Origin of the sequence: Buchnera aphidicola (Symydobius americanus), from assembly GCF_964059135.1 — a bacterium.
Classification (GTDB): domain Bacteria; phylum Pseudomonadota; class Gammaproteobacteria; order Enterobacterales; family Enterobacteriaceae; genus Buchnera_L; species Buchnera_L aphidicola_AJ.
Genome location: NZ_OZ060393.1, coordinates 36,797 through 62,749 on the forward strand (window position 1 = coordinate 36,797; position 25,953 = coordinate 62,749).

At 24.7% G+C, this 25,953-nt stretch carries 25 protein-coding genes, 7 tRNA genes and 1 pseudogene; 10 read left to right on the top strand and 23 right to left on the bottom strand.

The features are described from left to right. Positions 1-152 precede the first annotated feature (152 nt). From rplL to AB4W55_RS00190, 10 genes are all read right to left on the bottom strand, one after another. Positions 153-521 carry a 50S ribosomal protein L7/L12 gene (gene rplL, locus AB4W55_RS00145; RefSeq protein WP_367672519.1) on the bottom strand — a complete coding sequence of 123 codons (369 nt, stop codon included), beginning with the start codon at positions 519-521 and terminating at the stop codon, positions 153-155. Positions 522-592: 71 nt separating this feature from the next. Continuing rightward, the gene (gene rplJ / locus AB4W55_RS00150; RefSeq protein WP_367672520.1) at positions 593-1,087 is read right to left on the bottom strand and encodes a 50S ribosomal protein L10; all 495 of its coding nucleotides are present in this window, start codon (positions 1,085-1,087) and stop codon (positions 593-595) included. A 148-nt stretch (positions 1,088-1,235) separates the two neighbouring features. Next, positions 1,236-1,934, bottom strand: coding sequence for a 50S ribosomal protein L1 (gene rplA, locus AB4W55_RS00155; RefSeq protein ID WP_367672521.1), 699 nt, complete (start codon positions 1,932-1,934; stop codon positions 1,236-1,238). Next, positions 1,935-2,363: a 50S ribosomal protein L11 gene (gene rplK / locus AB4W55_RS00160; protein WP_367672523.1), complete on the bottom strand. Its 429-nt coding sequence runs from the start codon at positions 2,361-2,363 to the stop codon at positions 1,935-1,937. 38 nt (positions 2,364-2,401) lie between these two features. Beyond that, positions 2,402-2,950, bottom strand: a complete 549-nt coding sequence (gene nusG / locus AB4W55_RS00165) for a transcription termination/antitermination protein NusG (protein WP_367672525.1) — start codon at positions 2,948-2,950, stop codon at positions 2,402-2,404. Position 2,951: 1 nt separating this feature from the next. Then, positions 2,952-3,320: a preprotein translocase subunit SecE gene (secE, locus tag AB4W55_RS00170; RefSeq protein WP_367672526.1), complete on the bottom strand. Its 369-nt coding sequence runs from the start codon at positions 3,318-3,320 to the stop codon at positions 2,952-2,954. Positions 3,321-3,557: 237 nt separating this feature from the next. Then, a tRNA-Thr gene (locus tag AB4W55_RS00175) sits at positions 3,558-3,631 on the bottom strand. Between the two features lie 6 nt (positions 3,632-3,637). Next, positions 3,638-3,709 (bottom strand) — tRNA-Gly (locus tag AB4W55_RS00180). A 7-nt stretch (positions 3,710-3,716) separates the two neighbouring features. Further along, positions 3,717-3,799 (bottom strand) — tRNA-Tyr (locus AB4W55_RS00185). A 17-nt stretch (positions 3,800-3,816) separates the two neighbouring features. Further along, positions 3,817-3,889: transfer RNA gene (locus AB4W55_RS00190), tRNA-Thr, on the bottom strand. Positions 3,890-4,269: 380 nt separating this feature from the next. On the opposite strand from AB4W55_RS00190, the gene metF reads away from it, so the two are divergent. The 5 genes from metF to epsC all read left to right on the top strand — a co-directional run bounded on the left by metF (position 4,270) and on the right by epsC (position 9,613). Beyond that, positions 4,270-5,166 (top strand): methylenetetrahydrofolate reductase, encoded by an 897-nt coding sequence (gene metF, locus AB4W55_RS00195; protein ID WP_367672527.1) that lies wholly within the window; start codon positions 4,270-4,272, stop codon positions 5,164-5,166. 60 nt (positions 5,167-5,226) lie between these two features. Further along, positions 5,227-6,006, top strand: a complete 780-nt coding sequence (locus AB4W55_RS00200) for an acetylglutamate kinase (RefSeq protein WP_367672528.1) — start codon at positions 5,227-5,229, stop codon at positions 6,004-6,006. 23 nt (positions 6,007-6,029) lie between these two features. Continuing rightward, complete coding sequence (locus AB4W55_RS00205) at positions 6,030-7,247, top strand: argininosuccinate synthase (protein ID WP_367672530.1); 1,218 nt, start codon at positions 6,030-6,032, stop codon at positions 7,245-7,247. A 93-nt stretch (positions 7,248-7,340) separates the two neighbouring features. After that, positions 7,341-8,783 (top strand): argininosuccinate lyase, encoded by a 1,443-nt coding sequence (gene argH, locus AB4W55_RS00210; protein ID WP_367672531.1) that lies wholly within the window; start codon positions 7,341-7,343, stop codon positions 8,781-8,783. Between the two features lie 8 nt (positions 8,784-8,791). Beyond that, positions 8,792-9,613, top strand: a complete 822-nt coding sequence (gene epsC / locus AB4W55_RS00215) for a serine O-acetyltransferase EpsC (protein WP_367672532.1) — start codon at positions 8,792-8,794, stop codon at positions 9,611-9,613. A 107-nt stretch (positions 9,614-9,720) separates the two neighbouring features. Here the strand turns inward: epsC and rpoD are convergent, their stop codons facing one another. From rpoD to rpsU, 3 genes are all read right to left on the bottom strand, one after another. Beyond that, positions 9,721-11,571 (bottom strand): RNA polymerase sigma factor RpoD, encoded by a 1,851-nt coding sequence (gene rpoD / locus AB4W55_RS00220; protein ID WP_367672533.1) that lies wholly within the window; start codon positions 11,569-11,571, stop codon positions 9,721-9,723. A 96-nt stretch (positions 11,572-11,667) separates the two neighbouring features. Beyond that, the gene (gene dnaG / locus AB4W55_RS00225; RefSeq protein ID WP_367672535.1) at positions 11,668-13,416 is read right to left on the bottom strand and encodes a DNA primase; all 1,749 of its coding nucleotides are present in this window, start codon (positions 13,414-13,416) and stop codon (positions 11,668-11,670) included. 54 nt (positions 13,417-13,470) lie between these two features. Continuing rightward, positions 13,471-13,686 (bottom strand): 30S ribosomal protein S21, encoded by a 216-nt coding sequence (gene rpsU / locus AB4W55_RS00230; protein ID WP_367672537.1) that lies wholly within the window; start codon positions 13,684-13,686, stop codon positions 13,471-13,473. A 178-nt stretch (positions 13,687-13,864) separates the two neighbouring features. On the opposite strand from rpsU, the pseudogene tsaD reads away from it, so the two are divergent. Next, positions 13,865-14,877 (top strand): annotated as a pseudogene (gene tsaD, locus AB4W55_RS00235) (tRNA (adenosine(37)-N6)-threonylcarbamoyltransferase complex transferase subunit TsaD). Positions 14,878-14,886: 9 nt separating this feature from the next. Here tsaD and ribB read toward each other — a convergent pair. Next, positions 14,887-15,540, bottom strand: a complete 654-nt coding sequence (ribB, locus tag AB4W55_RS00240; protein ID WP_367672538.1) for a 3,4-dihydroxy-2-butanone-4-phosphate synthase — start codon at positions 15,538-15,540, stop codon at positions 14,887-14,889. A gap of 146 nt (positions 15,541-15,686) precedes the next feature. Here ribB and AB4W55_RS00245 point away from each other — a divergent pair, with 146 nt between their 5' ends. Continuing rightward, on the top strand, positions 15,687-16,913 hold the full coding sequence (locus tag AB4W55_RS00245) for a tRNA CCA-pyrophosphorylase (RefSeq protein ID WP_367672540.1): 1,227 nt from the start codon (positions 15,687-15,689) through the stop codon (positions 16,911-16,913). A 72-nt stretch (positions 16,914-16,985) separates the two neighbouring features. On the opposite strand, the gene crr is transcribed toward AB4W55_RS00245, so the two are convergent. The 4 genes from crr to cysK all read right to left on the bottom strand — a co-directional run bounded on the left by crr (position 16,986) and on the right by cysK (position 20,777). Beyond that, on the bottom strand, positions 16,986-17,489 hold the full coding sequence (gene crr, locus AB4W55_RS00250; protein WP_367672541.1) for a PTS glucose transporter subunit IIA: 504 nt from the start codon (positions 17,487-17,489) through the stop codon (positions 16,986-16,988). A gap of 42 nt (positions 17,490-17,531) precedes the next feature. Beyond that, the gene (ptsI, locus tag AB4W55_RS00255; protein ID WP_367672543.1) at positions 17,532-19,247 is read right to left on the bottom strand and encodes a phosphoenolpyruvate-protein phosphotransferase PtsI; all 1,716 of its coding nucleotides are present in this window, start codon (positions 19,245-19,247) and stop codon (positions 17,532-17,534) included. A gap of 152 nt (positions 19,248-19,399) precedes the next feature. Then, positions 19,400-19,657, bottom strand: a complete 258-nt coding sequence (locus AB4W55_RS00260) for an HPr family phosphocarrier protein (protein WP_367672545.1) — start codon at positions 19,655-19,657, stop codon at positions 19,400-19,402. A 160-nt stretch (positions 19,658-19,817) separates the two neighbouring features. Continuing rightward, a complete protein-coding gene (gene cysK / locus AB4W55_RS00265; protein WP_367672546.1) occupies positions 19,818-20,777 on the bottom strand; it encodes a cysteine synthase A in 960 nt (319 codons plus the stop codon). Between the two features lie 172 nt (positions 20,778-20,949). Here cysK and ligA point away from each other — a divergent pair, with 172 nt between their 5' ends. Continuing rightward, positions 20,950-22,962, top strand: a complete 2,013-nt coding sequence (gene ligA / locus AB4W55_RS00270; RefSeq protein WP_367672547.1) for an NAD-dependent DNA ligase LigA — start codon at positions 20,950-20,952, stop codon at positions 22,960-22,962. Positions 22,963-22,973: 11 nt separating this feature from the next. Here ligA and AB4W55_RS00275 read toward each other — a convergent pair. Then, positions 22,974-23,046 (bottom strand) — tRNA-Lys (locus tag AB4W55_RS00275). 10 nt (positions 23,047-23,056) lie between these two features. Then, positions 23,057-23,129, bottom strand: a tRNA-Val gene (locus AB4W55_RS00280). A gap of 147 nt (positions 23,130-23,276) precedes the next feature. Between AB4W55_RS00280 and gltX the strand changes: the two genes are divergently transcribed. Together gltX and AB4W55_RS00290 are read left to right on the top strand one after the other, a co-directional pair. Then, positions 23,277-24,680 carry a glutamate--tRNA ligase gene (gene gltX / locus AB4W55_RS00285; RefSeq protein ID WP_367672549.1) on the top strand — a complete coding sequence of 468 codons (1,404 nt, stop codon included), beginning with the start codon at positions 23,277-23,279 and terminating at the stop codon, positions 24,678-24,680. Positions 24,681-24,739: 59 nt separating this feature from the next. Next, positions 24,740-24,813 (top strand) — tRNA-Ala (locus tag AB4W55_RS00290). 92 nt (positions 24,814-24,905) lie between these two features. Here AB4W55_RS00290 and rpmG read toward each other — a convergent pair. From rpmG to ppa, 3 genes are all read right to left on the bottom strand, one after another. Then, positions 24,906-25,073 (bottom strand): 50S ribosomal protein L33, encoded by a 168-nt coding sequence (gene rpmG / locus AB4W55_RS00295; RefSeq protein ID WP_367672551.1) that lies wholly within the window; start codon positions 25,071-25,073, stop codon positions 24,906-24,908. Next, the gene (gene rpmB / locus AB4W55_RS00300; protein WP_367672553.1) at positions 25,060-25,305 is read right to left on the bottom strand and encodes a 50S ribosomal protein L28; all 246 of its coding nucleotides are present in this window, start codon (positions 25,303-25,305) and stop codon (positions 25,060-25,062) included. Before rpmB ends, rpmG begins: the two co-directional genes overlap by 14 nt. A 70-nt stretch (positions 25,306-25,375) precedes the next feature. After that, a complete protein-coding gene (ppa, locus tag AB4W55_RS00305) occupies positions 25,376-25,906 on the bottom strand; it encodes an inorganic diphosphatase (RefSeq protein WP_367672555.1) in 531 nt (176 codons plus the stop codon). Positions 25,907-25,953 lie beyond the last annotated feature (47 nt).

Sequence of the window (25,953 nt, forward strand, 5' to 3'; positions counted from 1 at the left end):
TAATATTTTATATTTTTAAAACTATTTCATATTTATATTATACATCTTTTAAATAATATTAGTTAATTTTATTAAAAAGGCTGGTGCTATTCCATTGATTCACCAGCCAATTGATATTTTAATATATTAATAATTTTAATCATAATATATTATTATTTCATTTCAACTTCAGCACCAACTTTTTCTAAAGTCTCTTTTAGTGATTCAGCATCTTTTTTATTAATTTTTTCTTTTAAAACTGTTGGCGCTGATTCTACTAAATCTTTAGATTCTTTTAATCCTAAACCGGTTGCACTTCTTACTGCTTTAATTACAGATATTTTATTAGCACCAATTGATTTTAATATAATATTAAATTCAGTTTGTTCTTCTTTTTTTTCTTTATTTTCAGAAGAACTATTATTTATTGGTATAATAGAAGATACTCCAAATTTTTTTTCCATGGCAGAAATTAGATCAACAATATCCATAACTGACATGTTTGATATGGATTCTAATATTTGTTCTTTAGTAATGGACATAACATGCTTCCTACAACAATGAAGTGAATTTTATGTAATATTTAATATGATTTTATATTTTTTACTGAATTTTATATACTTTTCATTTGTTTAATTTGTAATAAAATAAATTTTAATTTTCCGATTGTTGCAGTTTTAATAGTATGAATAAAACGTATTATAGCTTCTTTATAAGAAGGTAAATTTGCTAATTTTTCAATTTCTAAACTTGATAATATTTTTCCATATAATGTAGCAGCTTTTATTTTAAAATTTTTATTTTTTTTAGAAAAATTATGAAATAGTTTTACTGCATTTTCAGGTTCTTTTAGGGAATATCCAATTAGTATTGATCCTGCGATTTTTTTTTTTAAACATTCTAGAGGTGTTTTATTAATAGACATTTTTAATAATGTATTTTTGATTATATTTATTTTAACATTATTTTTGCGGCTTTTTTTTCTTAAAATATTAATTTTATTAACGTTAACTCCTGTTGAATCAGCTAAAACAGCAGATAATGTTTTATTAGCCATTTCATGCATTTTAAATACAATTTTTTTTTTTTGATCTAAGTTTAATGTCATTTCGTTTACTCTCCGAAATATTTAGACTTATTTTTTTTTTTGAATTAAACATTGTTTTTTAAATATAAATATATATTTTATATGAATTTAATATATTGGTGTGTTTATTATTTGTATAATATTAATTGTTGTATTGATTCAGATAAAATTATTTTTCTATTATTTCGTTAATAGTACTAATTTCGATAGGTATTCCGATACCCATAGTTGTAGATAATACAACTTGTTTGATAAATGTTCCTTTTAATTTAATTGGTTTTAATTTTTCTAAAGATTGTAATAGGTTTATTAGATTTTCTTTTATTTTTTTATTTGAAAAATTAATTTTTCCAATGGTAGAATGTATTATTCCATTTTTATCATTTTTATATTGGATTTGTCCTTTTTTTGCATTTTTTACTGCTTTAGTAATATTTTCTGTGATTGTTCCTAATTTTGGGTTAGGCATTAAACCTTTTGGTCCTAACATTGGTCCTAATTTTCCAACTGACTTCATAATATCTGGGGATGCAAGAATAATGTCAAAATTAATATCATCTTTTTTGAATGTTTGTATTAATTCTTCTCCTCCTGCTAGATTTGCTCCGTATTTTTTTGCTAATTTAATGTTATCTCCTTGTGTAAAAACAGCTACTTTAATTTCTCTTCCAATACCATGTGGTAAGATAGTGGATCCTCGAATATTTTGATCAGACTTTTTAGGATTGATTCCTAGATTTATTGCTATATCTATACTTTCAATAAATGTTTTTTTTTGGTTTTTTTTTAATAGATTAATTCCATCTTCAAGATTATATTTTTTTTTATTTTGCATATTACTGTTTATATTTTTTATATTTTTTATCATTTAATCCTCTATTTTTAATCCCATAGATTTTGCTGTTCCCTGAATAGATTTTTTATTTTTTTCGATATTTGATCCTGTCATATCAATAGATTTGATTTTAGCTATTTCTTCTATTTGTATTTTTTTAATTGAACCAACAATTTCTGTTTTTGCTTTACTAGAACCCGATTTAATATTAGCAAATTTTTTCAGTAAACTAGATGCCGGTGTAGTTTTTGTAATAAATGTAAATGATCGGTCTGAATAAACGGTAATAACTACTGGAATAGGTATTCCTTTTTCTAATGTATTTGTTTGTTTATTAAATAATTTACAAAATTCCATGATATTTACTCCTTTTTGTCCTAATGCGGGACCAATAGGAGGGCTAGGATTAGCCATTCCTGCTGGAATTTGTAGTTTTATATATGCTTGTATTTTTTTTGACATATTATGTTTTACTTTTATAATGATTTAATTAAAATTATTTATAGTTTTTTTTGAACTTGTATAAAATCTAATTCAACTGGTGTAGATCTTCCAAAGATTGATACTAATACTTTTAACCTATTTTTTTCATAATCTACATTTTTTACTGTACCATTAAAATCGGTAAATGGTCCATGCTGAACACGTATTTTTTCTCCTATTTCAAATATCATTTTAGGTCGAGGTTTATTTTTTTTGTGATTTAATTTTTTTAGAATGTTGTCTATTTCTTGATTATTCATTGGAGCTGGTTTTTCAGATGTACCTCCAATAAATCCAATTATTCTTGGAGTATTTTTTATTAAGTGCCAGCTATTTTTATTCATTTGCATTTCAATAAAAATATAACCTGGGAAAAATTTTTTTTTATTTATTTTTCGTTTTCCCCGCTTCATTTCAATGACGTTTTCGCTAGGGACAATTATTTTACCAAAAAATTGCTCCATATTATTTAATTTAATACGTTCTTTAATTGAATCTATTATACGTTTTTCGCATCCTGAAAATGCTTGTAAAACATACCAATCTTTATTTCTAATATTATGCATTTTACGACCTTAATCCAATTATTAATGACGTTATGTAAAATATACTTTTGTCTAATATCCATAATATTGAAGAGATAATTAAATTAGCAATAAGAACGATCATTGTGATTTTTATTGATTCTTTTTTATTTGGCCAATGTATTTTTTTTCCTTCTAGGTAGATTTGACGTAATAGTTTTATTATGGATTGAATTTTTTGAACATATTTTGTATTTGCGATAGATATGAAAATTAATGTAATTATTATACTGTATAAAGAGTATATTTTTTTTTGATATATTAAAAAAATTATGATATTTATAATCATTATAGTAAATATAATTAACCAATTAATTTTCTTGGTATGATTTTTTGTTTTTTTTATACTCATATATTTTTTTTAATATCATGTATGATTGAATTATGAAAAATAAATATTTTATTTAAAATATACTATTTTTTTTTAAATATATAAAGTAATAAAATGATATTAGTTTTAAATATTTTTTATAATATTGAAATATTAATTAATAATCAAATTTTATTTAATATTTTAAATTTTTTAAAATCTTTAGATTATATAATATTTTACAATATGATATTTTATTATTATTTTATTAAATTTACATGCTGATACCCAGATTTGAACTGGGGACCTCACCCTTACCAAGGGTGTGCTCTACCTAACTGAGCCATATCAGCTTTTTTAGCGGGCAGCGGGAATCGAACCCGCATCATCAGCTTGGAAGGCTAAGATAATAACCATTATACTATGCCCGCACATTTTTGGTGGAGGAAGGATTCGAACCTTCGAAGTCAATAGACGGCAGATTTACAGTCTGCTCCCTTTAACCGCTCGGGAACTCCACCGTGTTTTAATATTTTTATGCCGGCTACCGGAATCGAACTGGTGACCTACTGATTACAAGTCAGTTGCTCTGCCTGCTGAGCTAAGCCGGCTATCATGATTTTTTCTTTAAGTATATAATACTAATACATTATGTTTTATGCAATAATAAATTAATTATATTTTATATTATAATTTATTAAAAGTAAAAAATATTTTTTAATATTTTTTCATAAAAAATTAGAATGATTATATAATAAATTAAAATATGTTTTTTGTATATATTTTTAATTTATTTTTTATAATTGAACAAAATTATAAAATAGTTTTTTAAAAATTCGATATCTATTATAATTTGAAGTCATATTTTTGAATTTTTGATTTTTAATAATATTAAAATATTATTTTATTCTTAAATTTTAATATTTTTAAATTATTTTGATAATATTCTTAATATTTTAAGAATATTTAAAGATTAAATTTGGAATACATTATGGATTTTCCTTATAACAATAGTTATTATCGTATATTAGATGAAGGTATTTTTAATATCATTTCTAAGGTGCATATTTCTTTTGAATTTTTTCCACCTAAAATACAATCTATAGAAAATAGTAAATTTTTATCTTCTATTAATCGATTAAGTGTATTTCGTCCGGATTTTATTTCGATTACATGTACTTCTAATAGTAATTTAAATGATTTAACTTATCGTACTGTTCATAAACTTCAAAATATGTTAAATATTAACATTTCTCCTCATATTACTTATATTAATTCTACTGACCATGAAATTAAACGACTTGCTAAAAATTATTGGGACATCGGGATTCGTAATATTGTTGCATTACGTGGTGATTTTTCAGAGCAAGGTAGTAATCGTATAGTATATGCTTCTGATTTAGTATCTTTATTAAAAGAAGTTGCTGATTTTGAAATTGCTGTTGCTGCTTATCCTGAAGTTCATCCAGAATCAAATAATTCTCAATTAGACTTAATTAATTTGAAAAGGAAAATTGATGCTGGAGCAAATAAAGCAATTACTCAATTTTTTTTCAATATAAATAATTATTTAAGATTTCGTGATCGTTGTGCTTCTATTGGTATTTACGCTAATATTATACCCGGCATATTACCAATATTAGATTTTAAACAACTTAAAAGATTTGCTTCTATGACAAACGTATGTATTCCAAAATGGATACGTAATTTTTTTGATAATTTAGATCCAAATGATGTTTATACGACTCAAATGATTGGATTAGCGATATCAGTTAACATGATTAATCAATTGTATATTGCTGGAGTACGACATTTTCATTTTTATACTTTAAATAAATCAGATATTATTTATTCTTTATGTCATATGTTAAATTCTTCTAGAAAATAGTATTTTTTTTTGCAATTTTAAATATTAATGATGTATTTTTTATATAGAGCGTTTTATATTATGAAGACAGTAGTTATTAAAATAGGAGGTATGCTATTAAATAGTGATGCTTCTATGATTCGTCTATTTAATGGAATATATTCTTATTATCAATCATATTATCACAATATATTAATTGTACATGGTGGAAATTATTGGTTTGAATCTATCATGAAAAATATATATTGTACTTTTAAAAAAGATGATTTAAATGCAATTAATTTAAATATTAATAATAATATTTATCATGATCTAAAAATTGGTATATTATCTGGAACAATTAATAAGTATTTAGTAAATCAATCACGGTTATATAATATTAATGCAATTGGTTTATGTTTAACAGACGGAAATATGTTAATTTTTGATCAATATGATTTAAATAATCCTATGAAACCAACGTGTGGTTCTTTAAGATTAATTAATTATTTTTTTAAATTAAAAATAATTCCAATTATTAGTTCAATAGGTATTAATCAGAATAATGATATAAATATTATTGATTCTGATATTACGGCTATGATATTAGCGAAGTGTTTAAATGCAAGGTTAATTTTATTAACTGATGTTAGTGCAGTTTTAGATGGTAAGGGAAATCGCATTAAAGAGCTTTCAGAATATGATGCTAATAAATTAATTTCAGAAGGTATTATTACTGATGGTATGATTAGTAAAGTTCAAACTGCTTTACGTTTTGCGCGTGATTTAAATAAATCAGTTGATATTTCTGGTTTACAGGATATTATTCAACTAAAATTATTATTACAAGGACATTCCTCTGGTACTCGTATTTTTTGCTAAAATTAATGGATATTAATACTGTTATGAATATAAAAGATAGTAGTAAAGTAGTATTAGCTTATTCTGGAGGATTAGATACTTCGGTGATTATTCCATGGATTAAAGAAAATTATTCATTGGATGTAATTGCCTTTGTTGCTGATTTAGGACAATCTAAAGATGATTTAAATAGTATTTCAGATAAAGCATTTCAGTCTGGAGCATCAGATTGTTTTATTATAGATTTAAAAAAAAAATTTGTTGAAGAATATATTTTTCCAGTATTAAGTACTGGTGCTTTATATGAAGGAAGTTATTTGTTAGGTACAGCTATGGCTAGACCTTTAATTGCTAAAGAACAGGTAAAATTAGCTTTATCACTAAAAGCCATTGCTGTTTGTCATGGAGCAACTGGTAAAGGAAATGACCAGGTTCGTTTTGAAACAGCCTATGCTTCTTTAGCACCTCAACTTCAAGTTATTGCCCCATGGAGAGAGTGGAATTTTTCTTCTCGAGAAGATTTGATTGAATATTTAAAAGTAAGAAATATTCCTAGTACTGCAACGGTTGATAAGATATATAGCAGAGATGAGAATATTTGGCATATTTCTACTGAAGGGGGAATATTAGAAGAACCTTGGAATGCCCCTAATAAGGATTGCTGGATTTGGACTACAGATCCTGTAGATGCTCCAAATATTCCAGAATTTGTTAGTATTCAATTAGATAAAGGTTGTCCTGTTGCTGTAAATGATCAATTTTTAGATTCTGTGCAATGTTTAAGTGTATTAAATTCATTAGCTTCTAAACATGGAATTGGTCGTATAGATATAGTTGAAAATCGTTTAATTGGTATGAAATCTAGAGGTTGTTATGAAACTCCAGGTGGAACATTATTAGTTCAATCTATTCGTGCTATAGAACAATTAGTATTAGATCGAGATAGTTTTAAATGGCGAGAAAAAATTGGATTAGAAATGTCTTCTATAGTTTATAATGGATTATGGTTTTCTCCGGTTTGTGAATCTATTAAAGCTTCTGCGCGCGTCTTATTTAATTTAATTACCGGAAAGGTTGTGTTAAAATTATATAAAGGACATTCAATAGTTGTTCAGAAGAAATCTAAAAATTCTTTATATTCTCAAGAGTTCGCTACTTTTGGTTGTGATGATGTATATGATCAAAATGATTCGAAAGGTTTTATTAACTTATTTTCATTGTCTTCTAAAATTAGAGCAATGAAAAATTGTAATAAAATTTAATATTTTTTACAAATTCTATAATGCGAAATATTTATATAATATTTTAACATGATATTTTTAATATAATTTATTATTTGTGGAGTGTAATATTTTATGAATTATCAAGATTCAAAATTGTGGGGAGGACGTTTTAATAAAGAACCCGATGTTTTTTTTCGTAAGTTTAATACCTCATTACGTGTTGATCATCGTTTAGTGATACAGGATATTATTAGCTCGATTGCATGGTCTAAATCTTTATTAGAATGTGAAGTACTTACGGTTGAAGAACAAGGTCGAATTGAATTAGAATTAAATAATTTATTACAAGAAGTGTCTCGTAATATTGAAATGATTCAAAATAGTTTACATGAAGATATTCACAGCTGGGTGGAATCAAAATTAATCGAAAGATTAGGTGATTTAGGAAAAAAATTACATACAGGAAGAAGTAGAAATGATCAGGTTACAACAGATTTGAAATTATGGTGTAAATATGCTATTCAAATTTTATTAAATCATTTACATCATTTAGAACGTGCTTTTTTTATTCAAGCAGATCTCACAACAGATGTTATCATGCCTGGTTATACTCATTTACAAAGAGCTCAGCCTATTACTTTTTCGTATTGGTGTTTAGCGTATATAGAGATGTTTCGAAGAGATGAAAGTAGGTTACAAAATGCTTTACAAAGATTGGATTTTAGCCCATTAGGTTCGGGTGCTTTATCTGGAACTTCTTGGTGTATTGATCGTGATAAATTAGCAGTTAGAATGGGATTTTCTTCTGCTACTAGAAATGGTTTAGATTCTGTTTCCGATCGCGATTATGTTTTAGAAATACTTTCTGCAGCTTCAATTAGTATGATTCATTTATCAAGATTTGCTGAGGATTTAATATTTTTTAATTCTGGTGAATCGAATTTTATTGAATTATCTGATACTATTACTTCTGGATCGTCTTTAATGCCTCAAAAGAAAAATCCAGATGCATTAGAGTTAATTAGGGGTCGATCTGGTAAAGTTCACGGATTATTAACAAGTATGTTAATATTACTTAAAGGTTTACCGTTATCTTATAATAAGGATATGCAAGAAGATAAAGAGATTTTATTTAATGCTTTTGATATTTGGCGAGATTGTTTAAACATGTCTATTATAGTTTTAAATTCCATGAAAGTAAAAAAAAATACTTGTCTATATGCTGCAAAAATGGGATATTCAAATGCTACTGAATTAGCAGATTATTTAGTAAATAAAGGTGTTCCATTTAGGGAATCTCATTATATTGTCGGAAAAATTGTTTTAGAAGCAATCAGTCGTAAATTTTCTTTAGAACAATTAGAATTATCAGTTTTCAAGAAATATCATGTATGTTTTGAAAAAGATGTTTATGATGTGTTAGATTTAAATTCTTGTATTAATAGCAGAAATGTGAAAGGTGGCGTTTCATTTCAGGAAGTTAAAAAATCTCTTGATGAAGTAAAAAATTATTTAGATGAAAGAAAAAATATTTATTTATCTAAATATATGAATGATATAACATCCAGTGAATAGGAAGATATATGTTATATGAAGAAGTGGAAATAATATGGAAAAAAATTTATTCTGAAACATCGATTTTAATTAAAGAAGAGCCATATTTATATAATTTTTATAATTCTTATATTTTAAAACATAATTCTTTAATTGATTCAATGAGTTACATTTTAGCAGATAAGTTATTTGATGATTTTATATCACGAACTCAAATGAAAAAGATGATTTCAAAATTATATTTACATAATCCTATTATGTCTATATATGCCGTACAAGATATTAATTTTATTATTCAAACAGATCCTGTAGTAAATTATTTTCATATACCTTTTTTATACTTTAAAGGTTTCCATGCTTTACAGGGATATCGTATTAGTAATTATTTATGGTCACAAGGTAGAAAATCACTAGCAATGTATTTTCAAAGTAAAATATCTCAGCGATTTTCGATCGATATTCATCCAGCTGCAAAAATTGGATCTGGAATTATTTTAGATCATGGTACTGGAATTGTTATTGGAGAAACTGTTGTAATCGAAAATCATGTTTCTATATTACAATCTGTTACTATAGGGAGTAGATATAGTATTTTAGGTAATCGACATCCCATCATTCGTGAAGGTACTATTATTGGTGCTGGCGCAAAAATTTTAGGAAATATTGAAATTGGTTCATTTTCTAAAATTGGTTCTGGTGCTGTTGTATTAAATTCAGTTCCAAGTTATTCTACGGTGGTTGGAATTCCTGGTAAAATTATCAGTAAATCTCATAATGAGGTTTTAAATCCTATAAATCAAAATAATTCTTTTTCTCATTCTATAGATTTTCAATATGGATCAGGAATTTAATTATATTATTTTATTAAATCATTTTTTATGTAGAATGTTTATATTTTTATATTTAAAGCTTCCAATATTTTATTTTCGGAAGCTTATAAAATTATGTTTACCATTTTTTATTCTTCTAAAAAACTTTTTAATACATCTGATCTACTGGGGTGTCTTAATTTTCTTAAAGCTTTTGCTTCTATTTGACGTATTCTTTCTCTTGTAACATCGAATTGTTTTCCAACTTCTTCTAATGTATGGTCAGTATGCATATCGATACCAAATCGCATTCTTAATACTTTTGCTTCTCGTTCCGTTAATCCAGATAAAATTTGATATGTTGTTGCTCTTAAATTTTTTGATGTTGCTGACTCTAATGGAAGCTCTAAATTAGTATCTTCAATAAAATCACCTAAATGTGAATCTTCATCATCCCCGATAGGGGTTTCCATAGATATAGGTTCTTTAGCAATTTTTAATACTTTTCGAATTTTATCTTCTGGAATTAACATTCTCACTGATAATTCTTCTGGTGTAGGTTCTCTACCAATTTCTTGTAATATTTGTCTGGAAATTCGGTTTAATTTATTAATCGTTTCAATCATGTGTACTGGAATTCTAATTGTTCTAGCCTGATCAGCGATACAACGTGTAATTGCTTGTCTAATCCACCATGTTGCGTATGTAGAAAATTTATATCCCCGACGATATTCAAATTTATCTACTGCTTTCATTAAGCCGATATTTCCTTCTTGAATTAAATCTAAGAATTGTAATCCTCGATTAGTATATTTTTTCGCAATTGAAATTACTAATCTTAAATTTGCTTCTACCATTTCTTTTTTTGCTCTTTTTGATTTAGCTTCTCCTATTGACATTCGTCTGTTGATATCTTTAACTTGTCCTATACTAAGTCCTGTTTCTTTTTCAATTTGAATTAATTTTTTCATGATTAAAAAAATATTTTCTTTAAATAAACATATTTTTTTAGACCATGGTTTATTCATTTTTTCTGCGATATATATCCAATTTTTGTTTGTTTCATGACCAATAAATAAATTTATAAAACTTTTTTTAGGCATGTTACATTGTTCAATACATAATTTCATGATTAATCTTTCTTGTTTTCGGACACGTTGTATCATATTACGCATGTTACTAATGAGATATTCAAATTGTTTTGGTACTAATTTAAATTGTTGAAATATATTTGATAATTTTTTAATCTCTTTAAAAACTGTTTTATGCGTATTATTTTTATTTGCAATAGTTTTTTTAGTTTTTATGTATTGTTTTTTTAATTCCAAAAATTTTTTACATACTAATTTTGTGTCGAGACTATTTTCTTCGAAATATTCATTAGTGATTTTTTTATCAATATTCTGTTTTTTATTTTTGGCTTGTTTTTTATTATTTTTTCTTTTTGTTTTTTTATATTTAGTAATGGGCGTAATGATATCTTGTTGATTAGGATTAATGAATCCGGTGATCAATTCAGACAATCTTATTTGATCAGATTGTACTCGTTCATATTGTTTTAATAAATAAATAATAGTTTCAGGATATTCGGATACAGAAGATTGTACTTGATTAATTCCTTCTTCAATTTTTTTTGCAATCTCAATTTCACCTTCTCTAGTTAATAATTCTACTGTACCCATTTCTCTCATATACATACGTACAGGATCTGTTGTTCTTCCAAGCTCTGATTCTACATTAGATAGTACTTGAGCTGCTTCTTCTACAATATCTTCATCTGTATCATTGTTTCCAGTTTTTAGTATTATATCATCAGAATCTGGTGCATGTTCTACTACTTGAATACCCATATCATTTATCATTTGAATAATATCTTCAATTTGATCTGATCCGATAATATCTTCTGGTAAGTGATCATTGATTTTAGAATAAGTTAGATATCCTTGTTCTTTTCCTGTTTTAATTAATATTTTTAGTTGTATGTGTCGATTATTTTTCATAATATATTATTTCCTATAAATTATATTAAATATGTATTTGAGTAACTGGATTAATTTTATTATTTTTATTTAAATATTATAAATTATTTTGAAGTTTTAAACGATGATTTTTTTTGATAGTATTTTATTAATTTTCCATAATTCATATTTTTCATATTTATTTAAATTACTTTTTTGATCTTTTAATATTAAAAAATTATATTTTTTTTCCAAGTTAAAACGATATATTTTAATGATTAATTCTAGAAATACATTTTTTGTATTTTTTGAATCGATCATATTATCCCAATATGCTAATTTTTTAATGATATTAAAAATATTGTTTTTTTGTCGATAAATTTCTATTAATTGTCCAGTATGAAATATATTATATTTCTTACATTTAGAAATTATATCTAAAAATATATCAAATCCTTTAATATCAATTGATTTTAATTTTTTAATTGATTTCGGTAATACATTAATTAGCGTTGGATTTTGAATAATGAGACTAATTAATATCTTGATATGCGTGAATCTAATTTTAATTATATTATTATAGATATTATTATATTTTTTTTGTGAAAAAATTTTTTCTAATTGAAATGCATCGGTAATACCTATTTGATTTCCTATTTCTTTTTGAAAATATAATTTTATTAATTGACTTGGAATCTGATTAATTAATGGTAAAGATTTGTTAAATAACTCCAATTTTCCATCTATAGAGGATAAATTAATTTTTTCTAGTAATATTGTTAAGAAAAAATCTATCATATTTATAGCATTTTTAATACGTGTTTTAAATTTTTTTTCTCCTTCTTTATGAATTATACTATCTGGATCTTCACCATCCGGTAAGAATATAAATTTCATACTATAACCGTCATGCATATAAGATAATGCTATTTTAAAAGTGTTCCATGCTGCATTTTTTCCTGATTCATCTCCATCGTAACAGTAAATAATGTTTTGGCTAATATTAAAAAGTATTTGTATTTGTTTTTTTGTAGTTACTGTTCCAAGTGAAGCAACTGTATATTTAATATTATACTGTGTTAATGAAATGACGTCAAAGTATCCTTCAACAACAATTAAATATTTTGGTTTTGAAAATTTTTTATATATTTCATAGATTCCATATAATTGATTTCCTTTATTAAATATACTTGTTGTAGGAGAATTAATATATTTTGAAGATGTTTTATTATTTATTGCTCTTCCCCCAAAACCGGTGATTCGACCATATTTATCTTTTATCGGAAATGTTATTCTACCTTGAAATCTATCATATTTATTATTTTCTTTATTATTTATTAGAACCCCTCCTAAGATTAAATTTGGTATTTGATTTTTATCAAATATTTTTTTTAAGAAATATTTTTCATAATTACAATATCCAATTTCAAAATATTTAATAGTATTATAATGAATATTTCTTTTTTTTAAATATAATTGAGCTTTTTGAGAATTTTTTGATTGTATATTATCGCAATATATATTTGATATTATTTTCATACTTTGATATATTGCGATTTTTTCATAATATATTTGGTGATACTTTTTTTTATATGGAATTTTTAATCCATTTATATTTGCTAATTCTTTAACACTTTCTACAAATGTTAATTGATTATATTTCATTAAAAAATCAATAATATTTCCATATGAGTGACAACCAAAACAATAAAAATATTGTTTTTCTGTATTTATTGTAAAAGATGGTTGATTTTCATTATGAAATGGACAAATTGCTTGATAATTTTTCCCGAATTTTTTTATTTTTATATGATTATGAATTATATCTATAATATTGGTTTTTTTTAAAATTTCTTGTATAAATTCTTTTGGTATAAAATGATTCATGGTATTTTATATTGTAATATTAATAGAAAAATATTTTTAAAAAAGAATTTTTTTTTAATACATTCGTATTTTTTTTGCATTTTCTCTAGATATTTTTTTTAGGAGTCTTTTGATAGCAGATGCTTTTGCTCTTTTTCTTTCTGTTGTTGGTTTTTCATAAAATTCTCGTCTTCTCATTTCGGCTAATATACCAGCTTTTTCGCAAGCTCTTTTAAATCTTCTTAGAGCAATATCAAATGGTTCATTTTCACGTACTTTAATAACAGGCATATAAAATTATTAATCTCCTTTAAAATCGTTTATTTGTATTGATGATTAAATGATTTCATTATAAATCATTTTAATATATTTATCCTTTTAATATTTATATATTGAAGGTATATATTATTATACACTTAATAAAAATTTTTTGTTATACTTTAAAATACATTAAAATTATGGATATATTATGCGTATATTAGGTATTGAAACTTCTTTTGATGATACTGGTATTGCAATTTATGATGATAATATAGGTTTAATAATCAATGAAGTATATAGTCAATCGCATATACATTCTGTATATGGTGGGGTAGTTCCAGAGTTAGCATCTAGAGAACATATATATAAATTGGTTCCTTTAATTAAATATGTTTTAAAAAAAAAAAAATTTTTTTAAACAATATTAATGCAGTAGCATACACTGCAGGTCCAGGATTACCTGGCTCATTACTTGTTGGGGCATCTATTGGTTGTGCGTTAGCTTTTGCTTGTAATATTCCTGCAATTCCTGTTCATCATATGGAAGGTCATTTATTATCTCCAATGTTAGAAAAACATTCTCCTCAATTTCCATTTATTGCTTTATTAGTTTCTGGAAAACATACTCAATTAATTCTTGCTCATGAAATGAGTAAATATGAATTATTAGGAGAAACACTCGATGATGCAGTAGGAGAAGTGTTTGATAAAATTGCTAAAGCATTAAATTTAGGGTATCCTGGTGGTGCAGTTCTTTCTACTTTTGCAAAAAAAGGAATATCGGGTAAATTTAATTTTCCGCATCCTATGAAGTATCATTCGAATTTTAATTTTAGTTTTTCAGGATTAAAAACTTTTACTTTAAATCTTATCCGAAAAAATTTACATAATATTCAGTCTTTGTTTGATATTGCTCGTGGTTTTGAAGATGCTGTAATTAACATATTATCACATAAATGTGATCAAGCATTAAAATATACAGGTTTTCGTCAATTAGTAATAGCAGGAGGAGTTTCTTCTAATAAAAATTTGATTTTACATTTAGAACGTATGTTATATAAATATCGCGGTAAATTATTTTATGCTCGTCCTGAATTTTGTACTGATAATGCTGCTATGATTGCTTATACTGGAATGATGTATTTTAAAAAATATTCTTTTAAAAAAATTGATATTATTGTTCGTCCCAAGTGGAAAATTACAGAGATTCATCCAATATAATTTTTAATATTAAAATTGTTTATTTGTATTATCCTGAAGATATAATATCAAATCTTTTATAGTAATTAACGGCATAGCATGTATGTTTGAAAATTTAATTATTTCTTTTATATTAGGCATACTACCATCTTTATTTGTTAATTCACAGATAACACTCATTGGTTTAAATCCAGCTAATTTCATAATTTCAATGGATGCTTCTGTGTGACCAGCTCTGGAAAATATTCCTCCTTGATGTGCACAAACAGGAAATACATGACCCGGTCTGTTTAAATCAGATGGTTTTGCTGTATCTGGTATAGTTGCTTGGATTGTTTTAAGTCGATCTTTTGCTGATACTCCAGTAGATATTCCTTTAGATGCTTCAATACTTACTGTAAATCCTGTTTGGTAGGTGCTAGTATTATTTTTTACCATCATTGGTAAATTTAATTGTTTTCTTTTATTTTCTGTGATACACAAACATACAATTCCACTTCCATATCGAATAGTTAATGCCATTTGTTGAGTAGTCATATTTTCACATGAAAATACTAAATCTCCTTCATTTTCTCTATTTTTATCATCTAATATAATTATTCCATTTTTTGATTGTAAAGTAGAAATTGCTAATTTTATTCGATCTTTAAAATTTCCAAATTGTTTTAATGAATAGTCGTTCATCATGATAACCTTAATATAGGTTTTTATGAATCTTCTTTACATAATTAAAATAATGTACAAAGATATTTTTAAATTATTGTAATTATACATTTTTTATGTTTTATATAAAATATAAATTTTATATTTTTTATTTTTGAATTCATTATATGGAAGTATATTTGGTTGGTGGTGCAGTACGGGATAAATTGTTAAATATCTCTAATTCGGATCAAGATTGGGTGGTGGTAGGTTCTACTCCAGAACAATTAATTAAAAAGAAATATTTGCAAGTAGGAAAAGATTTTCCTGTATTTTTACATCCTCATACAAAAGAAGAATATGCTCTGGCTCGAACGGAACGTAAATTTGGATCTGGACATACAGGATTTGTTACATACTTTTCTGCTGATGTCACTTTAGAAGAAGATTTGATGCGTCGTGATTTAACAATTAATGCTATTGCACAAAAAAAAAATGGAAATTATATTGATCCATTTAATGGAATTTCTGATCTTAAATTAGGTATATTAAGACATATTTCTTATTCTTTTCTAGAAGATCCGTTGCGTGTTTTAAGGGTTGCTAGATTTTCTGCTCGGTTTTCAAATTTGGGATTTATGATTTCTTATGATACATTATCTTTAATGTCCTTAATTTCTACTTCTAGAGAATTAAAATCTTTAACTGTAGAAAGAATATGGAAGGAAACAGAAAAAGCTTTCCAAACTTTTTATCCTCATGTGTATTTTCAAGTATTATATATTTGTGGTGCTTTATCTGTTTTATTCCCAGAATTTATGTGTTTATTTAATCAACATTCTTTTAATGTAAATAAAAATTTTTTTTTTAAACATCCTATTTTATTTTATTTAGCTTCTATTGCTCAATTTACTTCAAGAGTATCAATAAGGTTTTTATTTTTTTGTTTTTTAATTGCTCAACAAAAATTTTTGTTTTTGTATAAAATTCATACTTTTTATGATAAATATATTACATATTTTATAAAAAATTTTTGTATGCGTTATAAAGTTTCATCTTATTTAAGAAAACTTTGTATGAATTTTTCTGGATTTTATGTTTTTTTAAACTTTTCGCGGTCCCAATCTTCAGAAAATATTGTATTGTTTCTAAATAAAATTGATGTTTGGAGAAAACCAAAACAATTTTATGATATTTTGATCGTAATAAAATTTTTTCAAAATTCTCTTTTTATTAAAAATACCTTATTTAATATTAATATTACAACATTTTTATTAAAAGCGTATCATATTATGAAATCCGTTTCAATTTCTTCTATTATAAAATTAGGATTTCAAGGGAAAGAAATTAAATATGAATTGACTAAAATTAGATGTTTATTATTTGATCGCTGGAGGCGTATAAATTTTATTTAAGTGGTTATTTTTTTTTGAAATAAAATATTTTAAACGGTACCTAAAAGCACCGTTTTTAAATTATATATCTGTTCATTTTTTTATTTTCATGATTACTGTTTTTCCTGCAATTGCTTGACCTGAGTATTTTTTAATTTTTTGAATTTGATCAATGTTTGATATTACTATTGGTGTTAAAATAGATTTTGCATGTTTTATAATAAATTTTAAGTCATATTTTATTATTATATCACCAGCACTAACTATTTGATTTTCAGATGCAATTTTCTCAAATCCTTTTCCTTTTAATAAAATTGTATCAATTCCAAAATGTACAAACAATTCGATTTGATTTTCTGTAACAATAGAAAATGCATGCATTGTTTTAAAAATTTTTCCAATTTTACCATTTACAGGAGCTACTATTCTATGACCAGATGGTTTAATTGCTATTCCATCACCGATAATTTTTTTTGAAAATACTTCATCTGGAACGTCTTTTATATTTGTTATTGTTCCTGATACGGGGGAGATGATATCAGTATATTGAGAAGAGTTGGTTTGTTTTTTTTTAAAAAAATTAGAAAATAAATTCATATTTTACCTTTAAAATAACATTTTAATAAATAATCAATATTATTATGTAGAAATAAAATTATTTACTAAATGTACAATTTCTTGTGTGGTTTTTTTCTTTAACGCCATTTTTGCTAATTTTTCAGCATCCCTGAATTTAATTGTTCGAATAATTTGTTTTATTTTTGGTATAGAAGATGGATTCATGCTAAACTCGTCTAAACCCATACCTATTAGTAAAATAGCGGCTTGTTCATTACTTGCCAATTCACCACACATACCAGTCCATTTTCCGGATTTGTGGGATGCCTGAATTACTGTATGAATAAGTTTTAAAATAGATGGACTCATAGGTTGGTATAAATTTGCAATTAAATCATTTCCTCGATCTACAGCAAGAGTATATTGTGTTAAATCATTAGTTCCAATACTGAAGAAATCTACTTCTTCTATTAAATAATTTGCAATAATTGCTGATGCTGGAGTTTCGATCATAATTCCTATCTGAATTTGATGATCAAATAATATATTTTTTTTGTGTAGTTGATCTTTTAATTTATTAATTTCGTTTTTTAAAATTCTAATTTCTTCTACCGAAATAATCATAGGAAATAATATTTTTAATTTTCCAAAAATTGATGCTCTTAAAATAGCTTTTAATTGTGTATGTAATATATCTTTTCTATCTAAACTAATTCTAATAGCTCTCCATCCTAAAAATGGATTTTCTTCCTTTGGGAGATTCATATATGGAATTTCTTTATCTCCACCAATATCCATAGTTCTGATAATAACTGGTTTATTTCCCATTTTTTCTGCTACTTCGCGATATGCAAAAAATTGCTCTTCTTCTGAGGGTAGTTCATTTCTTTCCATAAACAGAAATTCGGTACGATATAATCCAATTGATTCTGCTCCATATTTTTTTGCATTAATTACATCTTGAATATTTCCTATATTTGCACTAATTTCGATTTGATGATTATCAATTGTAATAGCTTTCAGATTTTTGAATTTCTTTAATCGTACGTTTTCAAAATCATATTTATTCTTAATTTTTTTAATGTGTTCAATAATTTCTTTTTTTGGGTTAATATAAATATGATTTTGAATTCCATCAAGTACTAAAAAATCTCCATTTTTTACTAATTGAGTAATATTTCCAGTACCTACAATTGCTGGAATTTCTAATGAACGAGCCATAATTGAAGTATGTGATGTTTCTCCTCCAAGATCAGTAATTAATCCTAATATATATTTAAAATTAATTTGAGCTGTTTCAGATGGAGTTAAATCTTTTGAAATTAAAATCACTTCGTGTTGAATATTTTCTAGATCAATAACATTTAAATTAAGTATATTTCTTAATAATCTATTACCAATATCTCGGATATCAATTGCTCTGTTTTTTAAATATTCATCTTCTATTTTTTCTAATTCTTTAATTTGTTCAGATATTATAATTTTTATAGCATATTCTGAGGTATTTAGTTGATTTCGAATTAAATAAGTAATTTCATTTTCTAATTCTTTATCTGTTAAGAGCATGATATGTCCTTCAAAAATTTCTTCTTCTTGATTTTTAAACAGGATTTTTGATTTTTTTTTAATATTTTTTAGTTGTTGAATAGTTTTTTTTCTTGCATTAAAAAATTTTTGAAGTTCTTCTTCGATTTGGTTTTTTGATATATTTTGTTGATGAATAATAATCGGTTCTTCTTGTAATAAAAATGCTTTTCCTAAAGCAATTCCTTTGGATGCTAAAATACCTGAAATCATAATATCACCTTTATTTGTATTTGATATAAAATATATTCTATTTTTATACGGATATATTACTTGTATCAGGTAAAAATAGTATGGATTAAATTCATTCTCAAACAATCTTGAAAAATTAGTTTAAAGAATATATTATTTTTTAAATTTAGAATTTATTCCATTTCTAACAGAATTTTTTCTAGATTTTTAATAGCTTCTTTTTCATCAATTCCATTGGCAGATAATGTTATTATGGTTCCTTGACTTAATCCTAATGTTTGTAGTTTAAATAAACTTTTTGCGTTTACAGATTTTTTATTTGATGTTATTAGGATTTCAGATTGAAATTTTTGTGCAGCATGGACAAATTTTGCTGCTGGTCTGGTATGTAATCCATGTTCAGAAATAATTTTAATATCTTTTTTTATCATGTTATATCTCTTTATTTGAATAAATAAGTTATTAGATACATTTAATTTTTAAATAAAATAATAATTTGATTATAATTTGATTTAATTTTCATTACTAATATTATTTAATACGATTATTTTTTAGTTTTAAAATATTTAAATTTACATTATACTATAATTATCATTTTTTGTAATATTCATCGGAAAATAATTCTGTACTTAAATATCTTTCTGCAGATGAAGGGAGAATTACTACTATATTTTTTTTATTAAAATTAGGTCTTTTTTGTATTTTTAAAGCTGCTGCAAGTGCTGCTCCGGAAGATATTCCGCTGAGAATGCCTTCTTTTTTCATAAGAGCATGAGACATAATGAATGCTTCTTCATTAGATACTTGAATTACTTCATCAATTAATTCTAGTTTTAAATTTTTTGGGATAAATCCCGCTCCAATTCCTTGTATTTTATGTGGACCTGGTTTAATTTTTAAACCGTATAAGGTTTGTGAAATTACTGGAGAATCACTTGGTTCAACAGCAACACTAATGAGATTAGGTTTTCTCTTGATATTTTTAATGTATTTTGTTATTCCTGTAATTGTTCCTCCTGTTCCCACTCCAGCTACTAGTATATCAATTTTGTTATTTAAAGATTTCCAAATTTCGGGACCTGTTGTGATTTCATGTATTTTAGGATTAGCTGGATTGCTAAATTGTTCTAATAGAATATATTTTTTTGGATTTTGTTTAGCTATTTTTTGGGCTTGATTGATTGCTCCTTGCATACCATCAGATTTATTTGTTAATTGTAGTTTTGCTCCTAATGCAATTAGAAGTTTTTGTCGTTCTATTGACATAGTTTCAGGCATAGTTAAAGTAATTTTATATTTTCTAGCTGCTGCTACATAGGCAAGCGCTATTCCTGTATTTCCACTTGTAGCTTCTATTAGATGTGTGTCTTTATTGATCAATCCCTTTTTTTCGGCTTCCCAAATCATATTTGCCCCAATTCTACATTTTACACTAAAACTAGGATTACGAGATTCAATTTTTGCAAATATTCGTTTATTTCCTATACTTTTTAATCTGACTAGTGGGGTATTTCCAATAGTTAACGAATTGTCTTGATAGAATGTTTTCATGTTATTTCTCAATATTTTATATATATTTTTTATTTAAATATTTCTATTAATTATATTTAATAAATATTTGTACTATTATAATATTAATTATACATTTTAGTATGTATTGATATATTTATTAATTTTTTTATAATTTTTATATGTTAATATTCTAATTTTAGGTAATTTTATTATGGAATCATTCAAAGAAAAAATTTTGAAGTTACGTATATTATTACGTTATCATGATTATTTATATTTTTCTTTAGATAGTCCTATTATTTCTGATTTAGAATATGATATTTTATTAAAAAAATTAGAAAAATTAGAAACAAAATCAGGTCTTTACTCGTTAGAAAAAAAATATCATCCAATTGGTTCAGTATTATCATATAATTTTGATACATGTAATCATATTGTTCCCATGTTATCATTAGATAATACTTTTACTGTCCAGGGTTTGAAAAATTTTTACCGAAATATTTATAAGAAGATTAATAATAATCAAAAAATAAATTTTTTTTGTGATTTAAAATTTGATGGGTTAGCTTTAAGTTTATTATATAAAGACGGAAAATTTATTAGAGCATTAACTCGTGGAAATGGAATTAAAGGGGAGGATGTTACTCAAAATGCTAAATTTATAAATAATATACCATTATTTTTATCTGGAGATGATATACCAGACTTATTAGAGGTTAGAGGTGAAGTATGCATGTTAAAGTCTGATTTTCATCGTTTAAATTCTTTAGCTATTAAAAATAATGATCGTATTTTTTCTAATACTCGTAATGCTGCGTCTGGCTCTTTACGTCAACATGATGTTTTAGTCACCAAAAAAAGAAATTTATTTTTTTATTGTTATGGATATAGTTATTTAAAAGGATTGCATAATTATTATTTTCATTCAGAACAATTAAAGATTTTACGTCAGTTTGGTTTTTTCATCCATGATTATTGTTTATTGACTTCAACTATAGAAGAAATATTAGATTTTTATTTTAATACTATTAAAATACGTGAATCCTTAAGTTTTGATATTGATGGAGTTGTTATTAAATTGGATTCTATTATTTTACAAAATAAAATAGGATATACTTCAAAATTTCCAAAATGGGCAATTGCTTTTAAATTTTATTCAAAATCAGCATATACTAAGATTATTAATGTAAAGTATCAAGTGGGTCGAACTGGTATTATTACTCCAGTTGCTTATTTTCAGCCAGTATTTTTATCTGGTGCTTTTATTCAAAAAGCTTCTTTATATAATAAACGGGAAATGAGTAAACTAAATCTCCGTTTTGGTGATACAATTATTATTGAAAGAATTGGAGATGTTATACCAAAAATTACAGGTGTTCTTACTTCGAAACGTTCTTATAATATGAAAAGAATAGTTTTTACGAAATTTTGCCCTTCTTGTAATTCTATTTTGTATCATAATAAAAATAACACATTTTCTAAATGTTATGCTTTCGATATTTGTATGGATCAAAAAGTACGAGTTATTGAACATTTTTTTTCTAAATTTGCATTGAATGCTGTAGGTTTTGGTATTAGTTTAATTCGTACTTTAGTATTTCAAAAATATATTAATAAACCTATCGATTGTTTTTATTTAGAAATAAATAATTTATCTAAATTAAAACATTTAGGAAAAAAATCTCTTACAAAAATTGTTTATGCTATTAAAAAGTGTAAGTATACTACGTTAAATAGATTTATTTATGCTTTAGGTATCGATGACATAGGAATAGAGTCTTCTAATTCTATTGCAAAATATTTTGGTTCTTTAGAGAAGATTATGAATTGTAATCTTCAACAGTTACATGATATTAAATATCTTGGATCAGTCAGTGCTAATAATTTTTTTAAATTTATCCAGAATGATCGTAATATCAAAGATATAAATGATTTGATTTTACAGGTTGGAATTGTATTTATTCAACAAGTCCCCTCGAAACTAATGCTTGAATCCAGTTTTTTATTGAATAAACGTGTTGTATGTACTGGAACTTTTAGTAGATTTTCTCGATCTCAAATAAAAGATCGACTTTTAAATTATGGTGCTATTTTTTCTAACAATGTTTCTAAAAATACTGATTTTTTAATATCTGGAAAAAATCCTGGTTCAAAGATTTTACGAGCTCGTCAATTAAATATAAAAATTATTAAGGAAAACGAGATAGATGATTTAATAAAATAATTTTTTTTTTTTGGGTCGTGCAGGATTTGAACCTGCGACCAATTGATTAAAAGTCAACTGCTCTACCAACTGAGCTAACGACCCGAAATTTTTATGGGTAATGACGGGTTCGAACCGCCGACTTCCTCCGTGTAAAGGAGGCGCTCTACCAACTGAGCTAATCACCCGTAAAATAACAAATTATAATATATTTTAAAGGGCAAATAAAAACTAGTCAATCTTTTTAATTGAAAATATTGATTTTTTTTTATTTAATTTACAAAATTATTAAAACTCATTTGAAAATTTGATAATTTTTACAAGAATATTTATATATGAAAATTAAAACTCGATTTGCGCCTAGTTCTACGGGTTTTTTACACCTTGGAAGTATGAGGACCGCTTTGTATTCATGGTTGTTTGCAAAGCGTTTTAATGGATCTTTTGTGTTACGTATTGAAGATACTGATATTAGTCGATCAAATACAGTATATATAAAAAATATTTTAAGTACTTTAAAATGGTTAGGTATTACTTGGGATGAAGGACCATACTTACAAAGTACGAGATTAAGATTTTATAAAAAAGTTATTCATTATATGTTGGAATCAAATCTTGCTTATAAATGTTATTGTTCTATTGATAGACTAAATATGATTCGAAGAAATCAAATATTAAATGGAAAAAAACCTCGTTATGATAGAAAATGCAGAGAGATTTTTTTTAATAATCGTAATAATGAATCTTATGTTATTCGATTTAAAAATCCTTTAGATGGGCAAGTAATTTTTGATGATCAAATTCGAGGAAGAATTATTTTTAATAATCATGAATTGGATGATTTAATTATTCAACGTCGAAATGGTATTCCAACTTATAATTTTTGTGTAGTTATGGATGATTTAGATATGCAAATTACTCATGTTATTAGAGGAGAGGATCATATTAATAATACTCCTAGACAAATTAATATTTTAAAATCTTTAAATGCTAATATTCCAATTTATGCTCATGTTTCCATGATAATCAATCATGATAAAACTAATTTATCTAAACGAAAGAATTCTGAAAGTCTCTTAGATTATAAAAAAGAAGGAATTCTTAAAGAAGCAGTTTTAAATTACTTATTAAAATTAGGATGGTCTCATAATGATCAAGAAATTTTTAGTCTTGAAGAAATGAAGCAATTTTTTTCTTTAAAAGGAATTAGTAAGTCTTCTAGTACTTTAAATAAAAAAAAACTTTTATGGTTTAATCATTATTATTTGAACCATTTACCAATTGATTCTAATTTGATTGATAATTTTAAGAAATGTTTACATGCATTAAATATCTCTTTTGAAAATGGTCCAGATTTATTTTTGATAATTAGTATTTTACGAGATCGGTGTAATACTTTAAAACAAATGGCATTGCAATCCAAATATTTTTTTAGTGATTTTTTTGATATAAATACTAATTTATTAAGAAAATATTCGTCAATACATTTCTATAATCTCTTAAGTATTATATATAACAAATTATCGTATTTTTCTATTTGGAATGCTAAACATATTATGTTATTAGTTGACGAAATATCGTTAAAATATAAATTTTCTTTAAAAGATATATATGTATTATTACGTATATCAATTACTGGTTCAAGTGTTTCACCTAGTATAAGTAAAGTGATGGAAATTATTGGTCAATCATCTTCTTTAGTTAGAATTAAAAATATGTTGTTTCTTATTCAGGATTAGTTTATTTTATTACATTTATTATATTATAAATATTTCTTTAATTTTATGATGTATTTATAGGGGCTATAGTTCAATTAGGTAGAATTTTTGCATGGCATGCAAAAGGTTAGTGGTTCGAATCCGCTTAGCTCCAAGATGATTTTAATATATTATTTTTATAAGATTTTTAGAATAGATTTTAAATAATTTTTTATTCTTTTAATATATTAAAATCTTTGATGTATTTTATTTAATTTTAGTTTCTTTGTATAAGACATGTTTTCGTTTAATTGGGTCATATTTTTTTAATTCTATTTTTTCTGATTTAGATTTTTTATTTTTAGTGGTAGTGTAAAAATGTTTAGTACCAGATGAAGAAATAAGTTTGATATTTTCTCTTTTACTTTTTGCCATGTTTTTTTCCTATTTTATTCAGATTTTTTATAGTTTCTTCAATACCTTTTTTATCAATTATTCTGATTCCTTTTGCTGAAATTTTTAATTTAATAAATTTTTTTTCTTTAGGTACCCAAAATCTGTGATATTGTAAATTAGGTAAAAATTTTTTTTTTGTTGCATTCATTGCGTGTGACCGGTTATTTCCAAACATAGGTTTTTTATTAGTTACTTGACATTTTTTGCTCATTTTTGATCTCTTTAAATAAATATATTATGATATGTAGTATTTTTTTATAATATTAGATATTCGTTTATTTTTATTTTTTTTTAAATCGATTAATTGATAAATTAATTTCTTTTTTTGCGGATTTAGAATCTTCAAATCCTATAATTTTTACCCATTTATTTTTTTCTAGATCTTTATAATGTTTAAAAAAATGAACTATTTGATTTTTAATGTGATTGGATAAATCTTGAATATCTAAAATATTTTTAGATTCTGGATAGATTTGTTCATTGGGAATAGCAATAATTTTTGCATCTTCTCCCGATTCATCTACCATTTTTAATATTCCAATAGGTTTACATTGAATGACGCATTTTGGTTCTAACCGGTATGGTATAGGAATAAGTACATCTAATGGATCTCCATCTTTAGAAATTGTTTGATTAATATATCCATAATTACAAGGATATAGCATTGGAGTAAGTATAAATCTATCTACAAATAATATTTCTGATTTTTTATCAATTTCATATTTTACTGAGTGAGAATGTAGAGGAATTTCAATAATAACATATATATCATTTGGGATATTTATCCCTGATATAATATTTTTAAGATTCATAGTATTTTTTACTTTATTGAATATATAAATAAATTATTTTCATAATA

Bases quoted from the DNA above. Each gene is read 5' to 3' on its own strand.
- rplJ (WP_367672520.1), bottom strand. From the start codon at position 1,087: ATGACATTAAACTTAGATCAAAAAAAAAAAATTGTATTTAAAATGCAT.
- rplL (WP_367672519.1), bottom strand. From the start codon at position 521: ATGTCCATTACTAAAGAACAAATATTAGAATCCATATCAAACATGTCA.
- AB4W55_RS00245 (WP_367672540.1), top strand. From the start codon at position 15,687: ATGGAAGTATATTTGGTTGGTGGTGCAGTACGGGATAAATTGTTAAAT.
- ligA (WP_367672547.1), top strand. From the start codon at position 20,950: ATGGAATCATTCAAAGAAAAAATTTTGAAGTTACGTATATTATTACGT.
- rpmB (WP_367672553.1), bottom strand. From the start codon at position 25,305: ATGAGCAAAAAATGTCAAGTAACTAATAAAAAACCTATGTTTGGAAAT.
- crr (WP_367672541.1), bottom strand. From the start codon at position 17,489: ATGAATTTATTTTCTAATTTTTTTAAAAAAAAACAAACCAACTCTTCT.
- secE (WP_367672526.1), bottom strand. From the start codon at position 3,320: ATGAGTATAAAAAAAACAAAAAATCATACCAAGAAAATTAATTGGTTA.
- rpoD (WP_367672533.1), bottom strand. From the start codon at position 11,571: ATGAAAAATAATCGACACATACAACTAAAAATATTAATTAAAACAGGA.
- AB4W55_RS00260 (WP_367672545.1), bottom strand. From the start codon at position 19,657: ATGATAAAAAAAGATATTAAAATTATTTCTGAACATGGATTACATACC.
- AB4W55_RS00200 (WP_367672528.1), top strand. From the start codon at position 5,227: ATGAAGACAGTAGTTATTAAAATAGGAGGTATGCTATTAAATAGTGAT.
- ribB (WP_367672538.1), bottom strand. From the start codon at position 15,540: ATGAACGACTATTCATTAAAACAATTTGGAAATTTTAAAGATCGAATA.
- nusG (WP_367672525.1), bottom strand. From the start codon at position 2,950: ATGCATAATATTAGAAATAAAGATTGGTATGTTTTACAAGCATTTTCA.
- AB4W55_RS00205 (WP_367672530.1), top strand. From the start codon at position 6,030: ATGAATATAAAAGATAGTAGTAAAGTAGTATTAGCTTATTCTGGAGGA.
- rplK (WP_367672523.1), bottom strand. From the start codon at position 2,363: ATGTCAAAAAAAATACAAGCATATATAAAACTACAAATTCCAGCAGGA.
- ppa (WP_367672555.1), bottom strand. From the start codon at position 25,906: ATGAATCTTAAAAATATTATATCAGGGATAAATATCCCAAATGATATA.
- ptsI (WP_367672543.1), bottom strand. From the start codon at position 19,247: ATGATTTCAGGTATTTTAGCATCCAAAGGAATTGCTTTAGGAAAAGCA.
- rplA (WP_367672521.1), bottom strand. From the start codon at position 1,934: ATGATAAAAAATATAAAAAATATAAACAGTAATATGCAAAATAAAAAA.
- argH (WP_367672531.1), top strand. From the start codon at position 7,341: ATGAATTATCAAGATTCAAAATTGTGGGGAGGACGTTTTAATAAAGAA.
- gltX (WP_367672549.1), top strand. From the start codon at position 23,277: ATGAAAATTAAAACTCGATTTGCGCCTAGTTCTACGGGTTTTTTACAC.
- metF (WP_367672527.1), top strand. From the start codon at position 4,270: ATGGATTTTCCTTATAACAATAGTTATTATCGTATATTAGATGAAGGT.
- epsC (WP_367672532.1), top strand. From the start codon at position 8,792: ATGTTATATGAAGAAGTGGAAATAATATGGAAAAAAATTTATTCTGAA.
- rpsU (WP_367672537.1), bottom strand. From the start codon at position 13,686: ATGCCTGTTATTAAAGTACGTGAAAATGAACCATTTGATATTGCTCTA.
- rpmG (WP_367672551.1), bottom strand. From the start codon at position 25,073: ATGGCAAAAAGTAAAAGAGAAAATATCAAACTTATTTCTTCATCTGGT.
- dnaG (WP_367672535.1), bottom strand. From the start codon at position 13,416: ATGAATCATTTTATACCAAAAGAATTTATACAAGAAATTTTAAAAAAA.
- cysK (WP_367672546.1), bottom strand. From the start codon at position 20,777: ATGAAAACATTCTATCAAGACAATTCGTTAACTATTGGAAATACCCCA.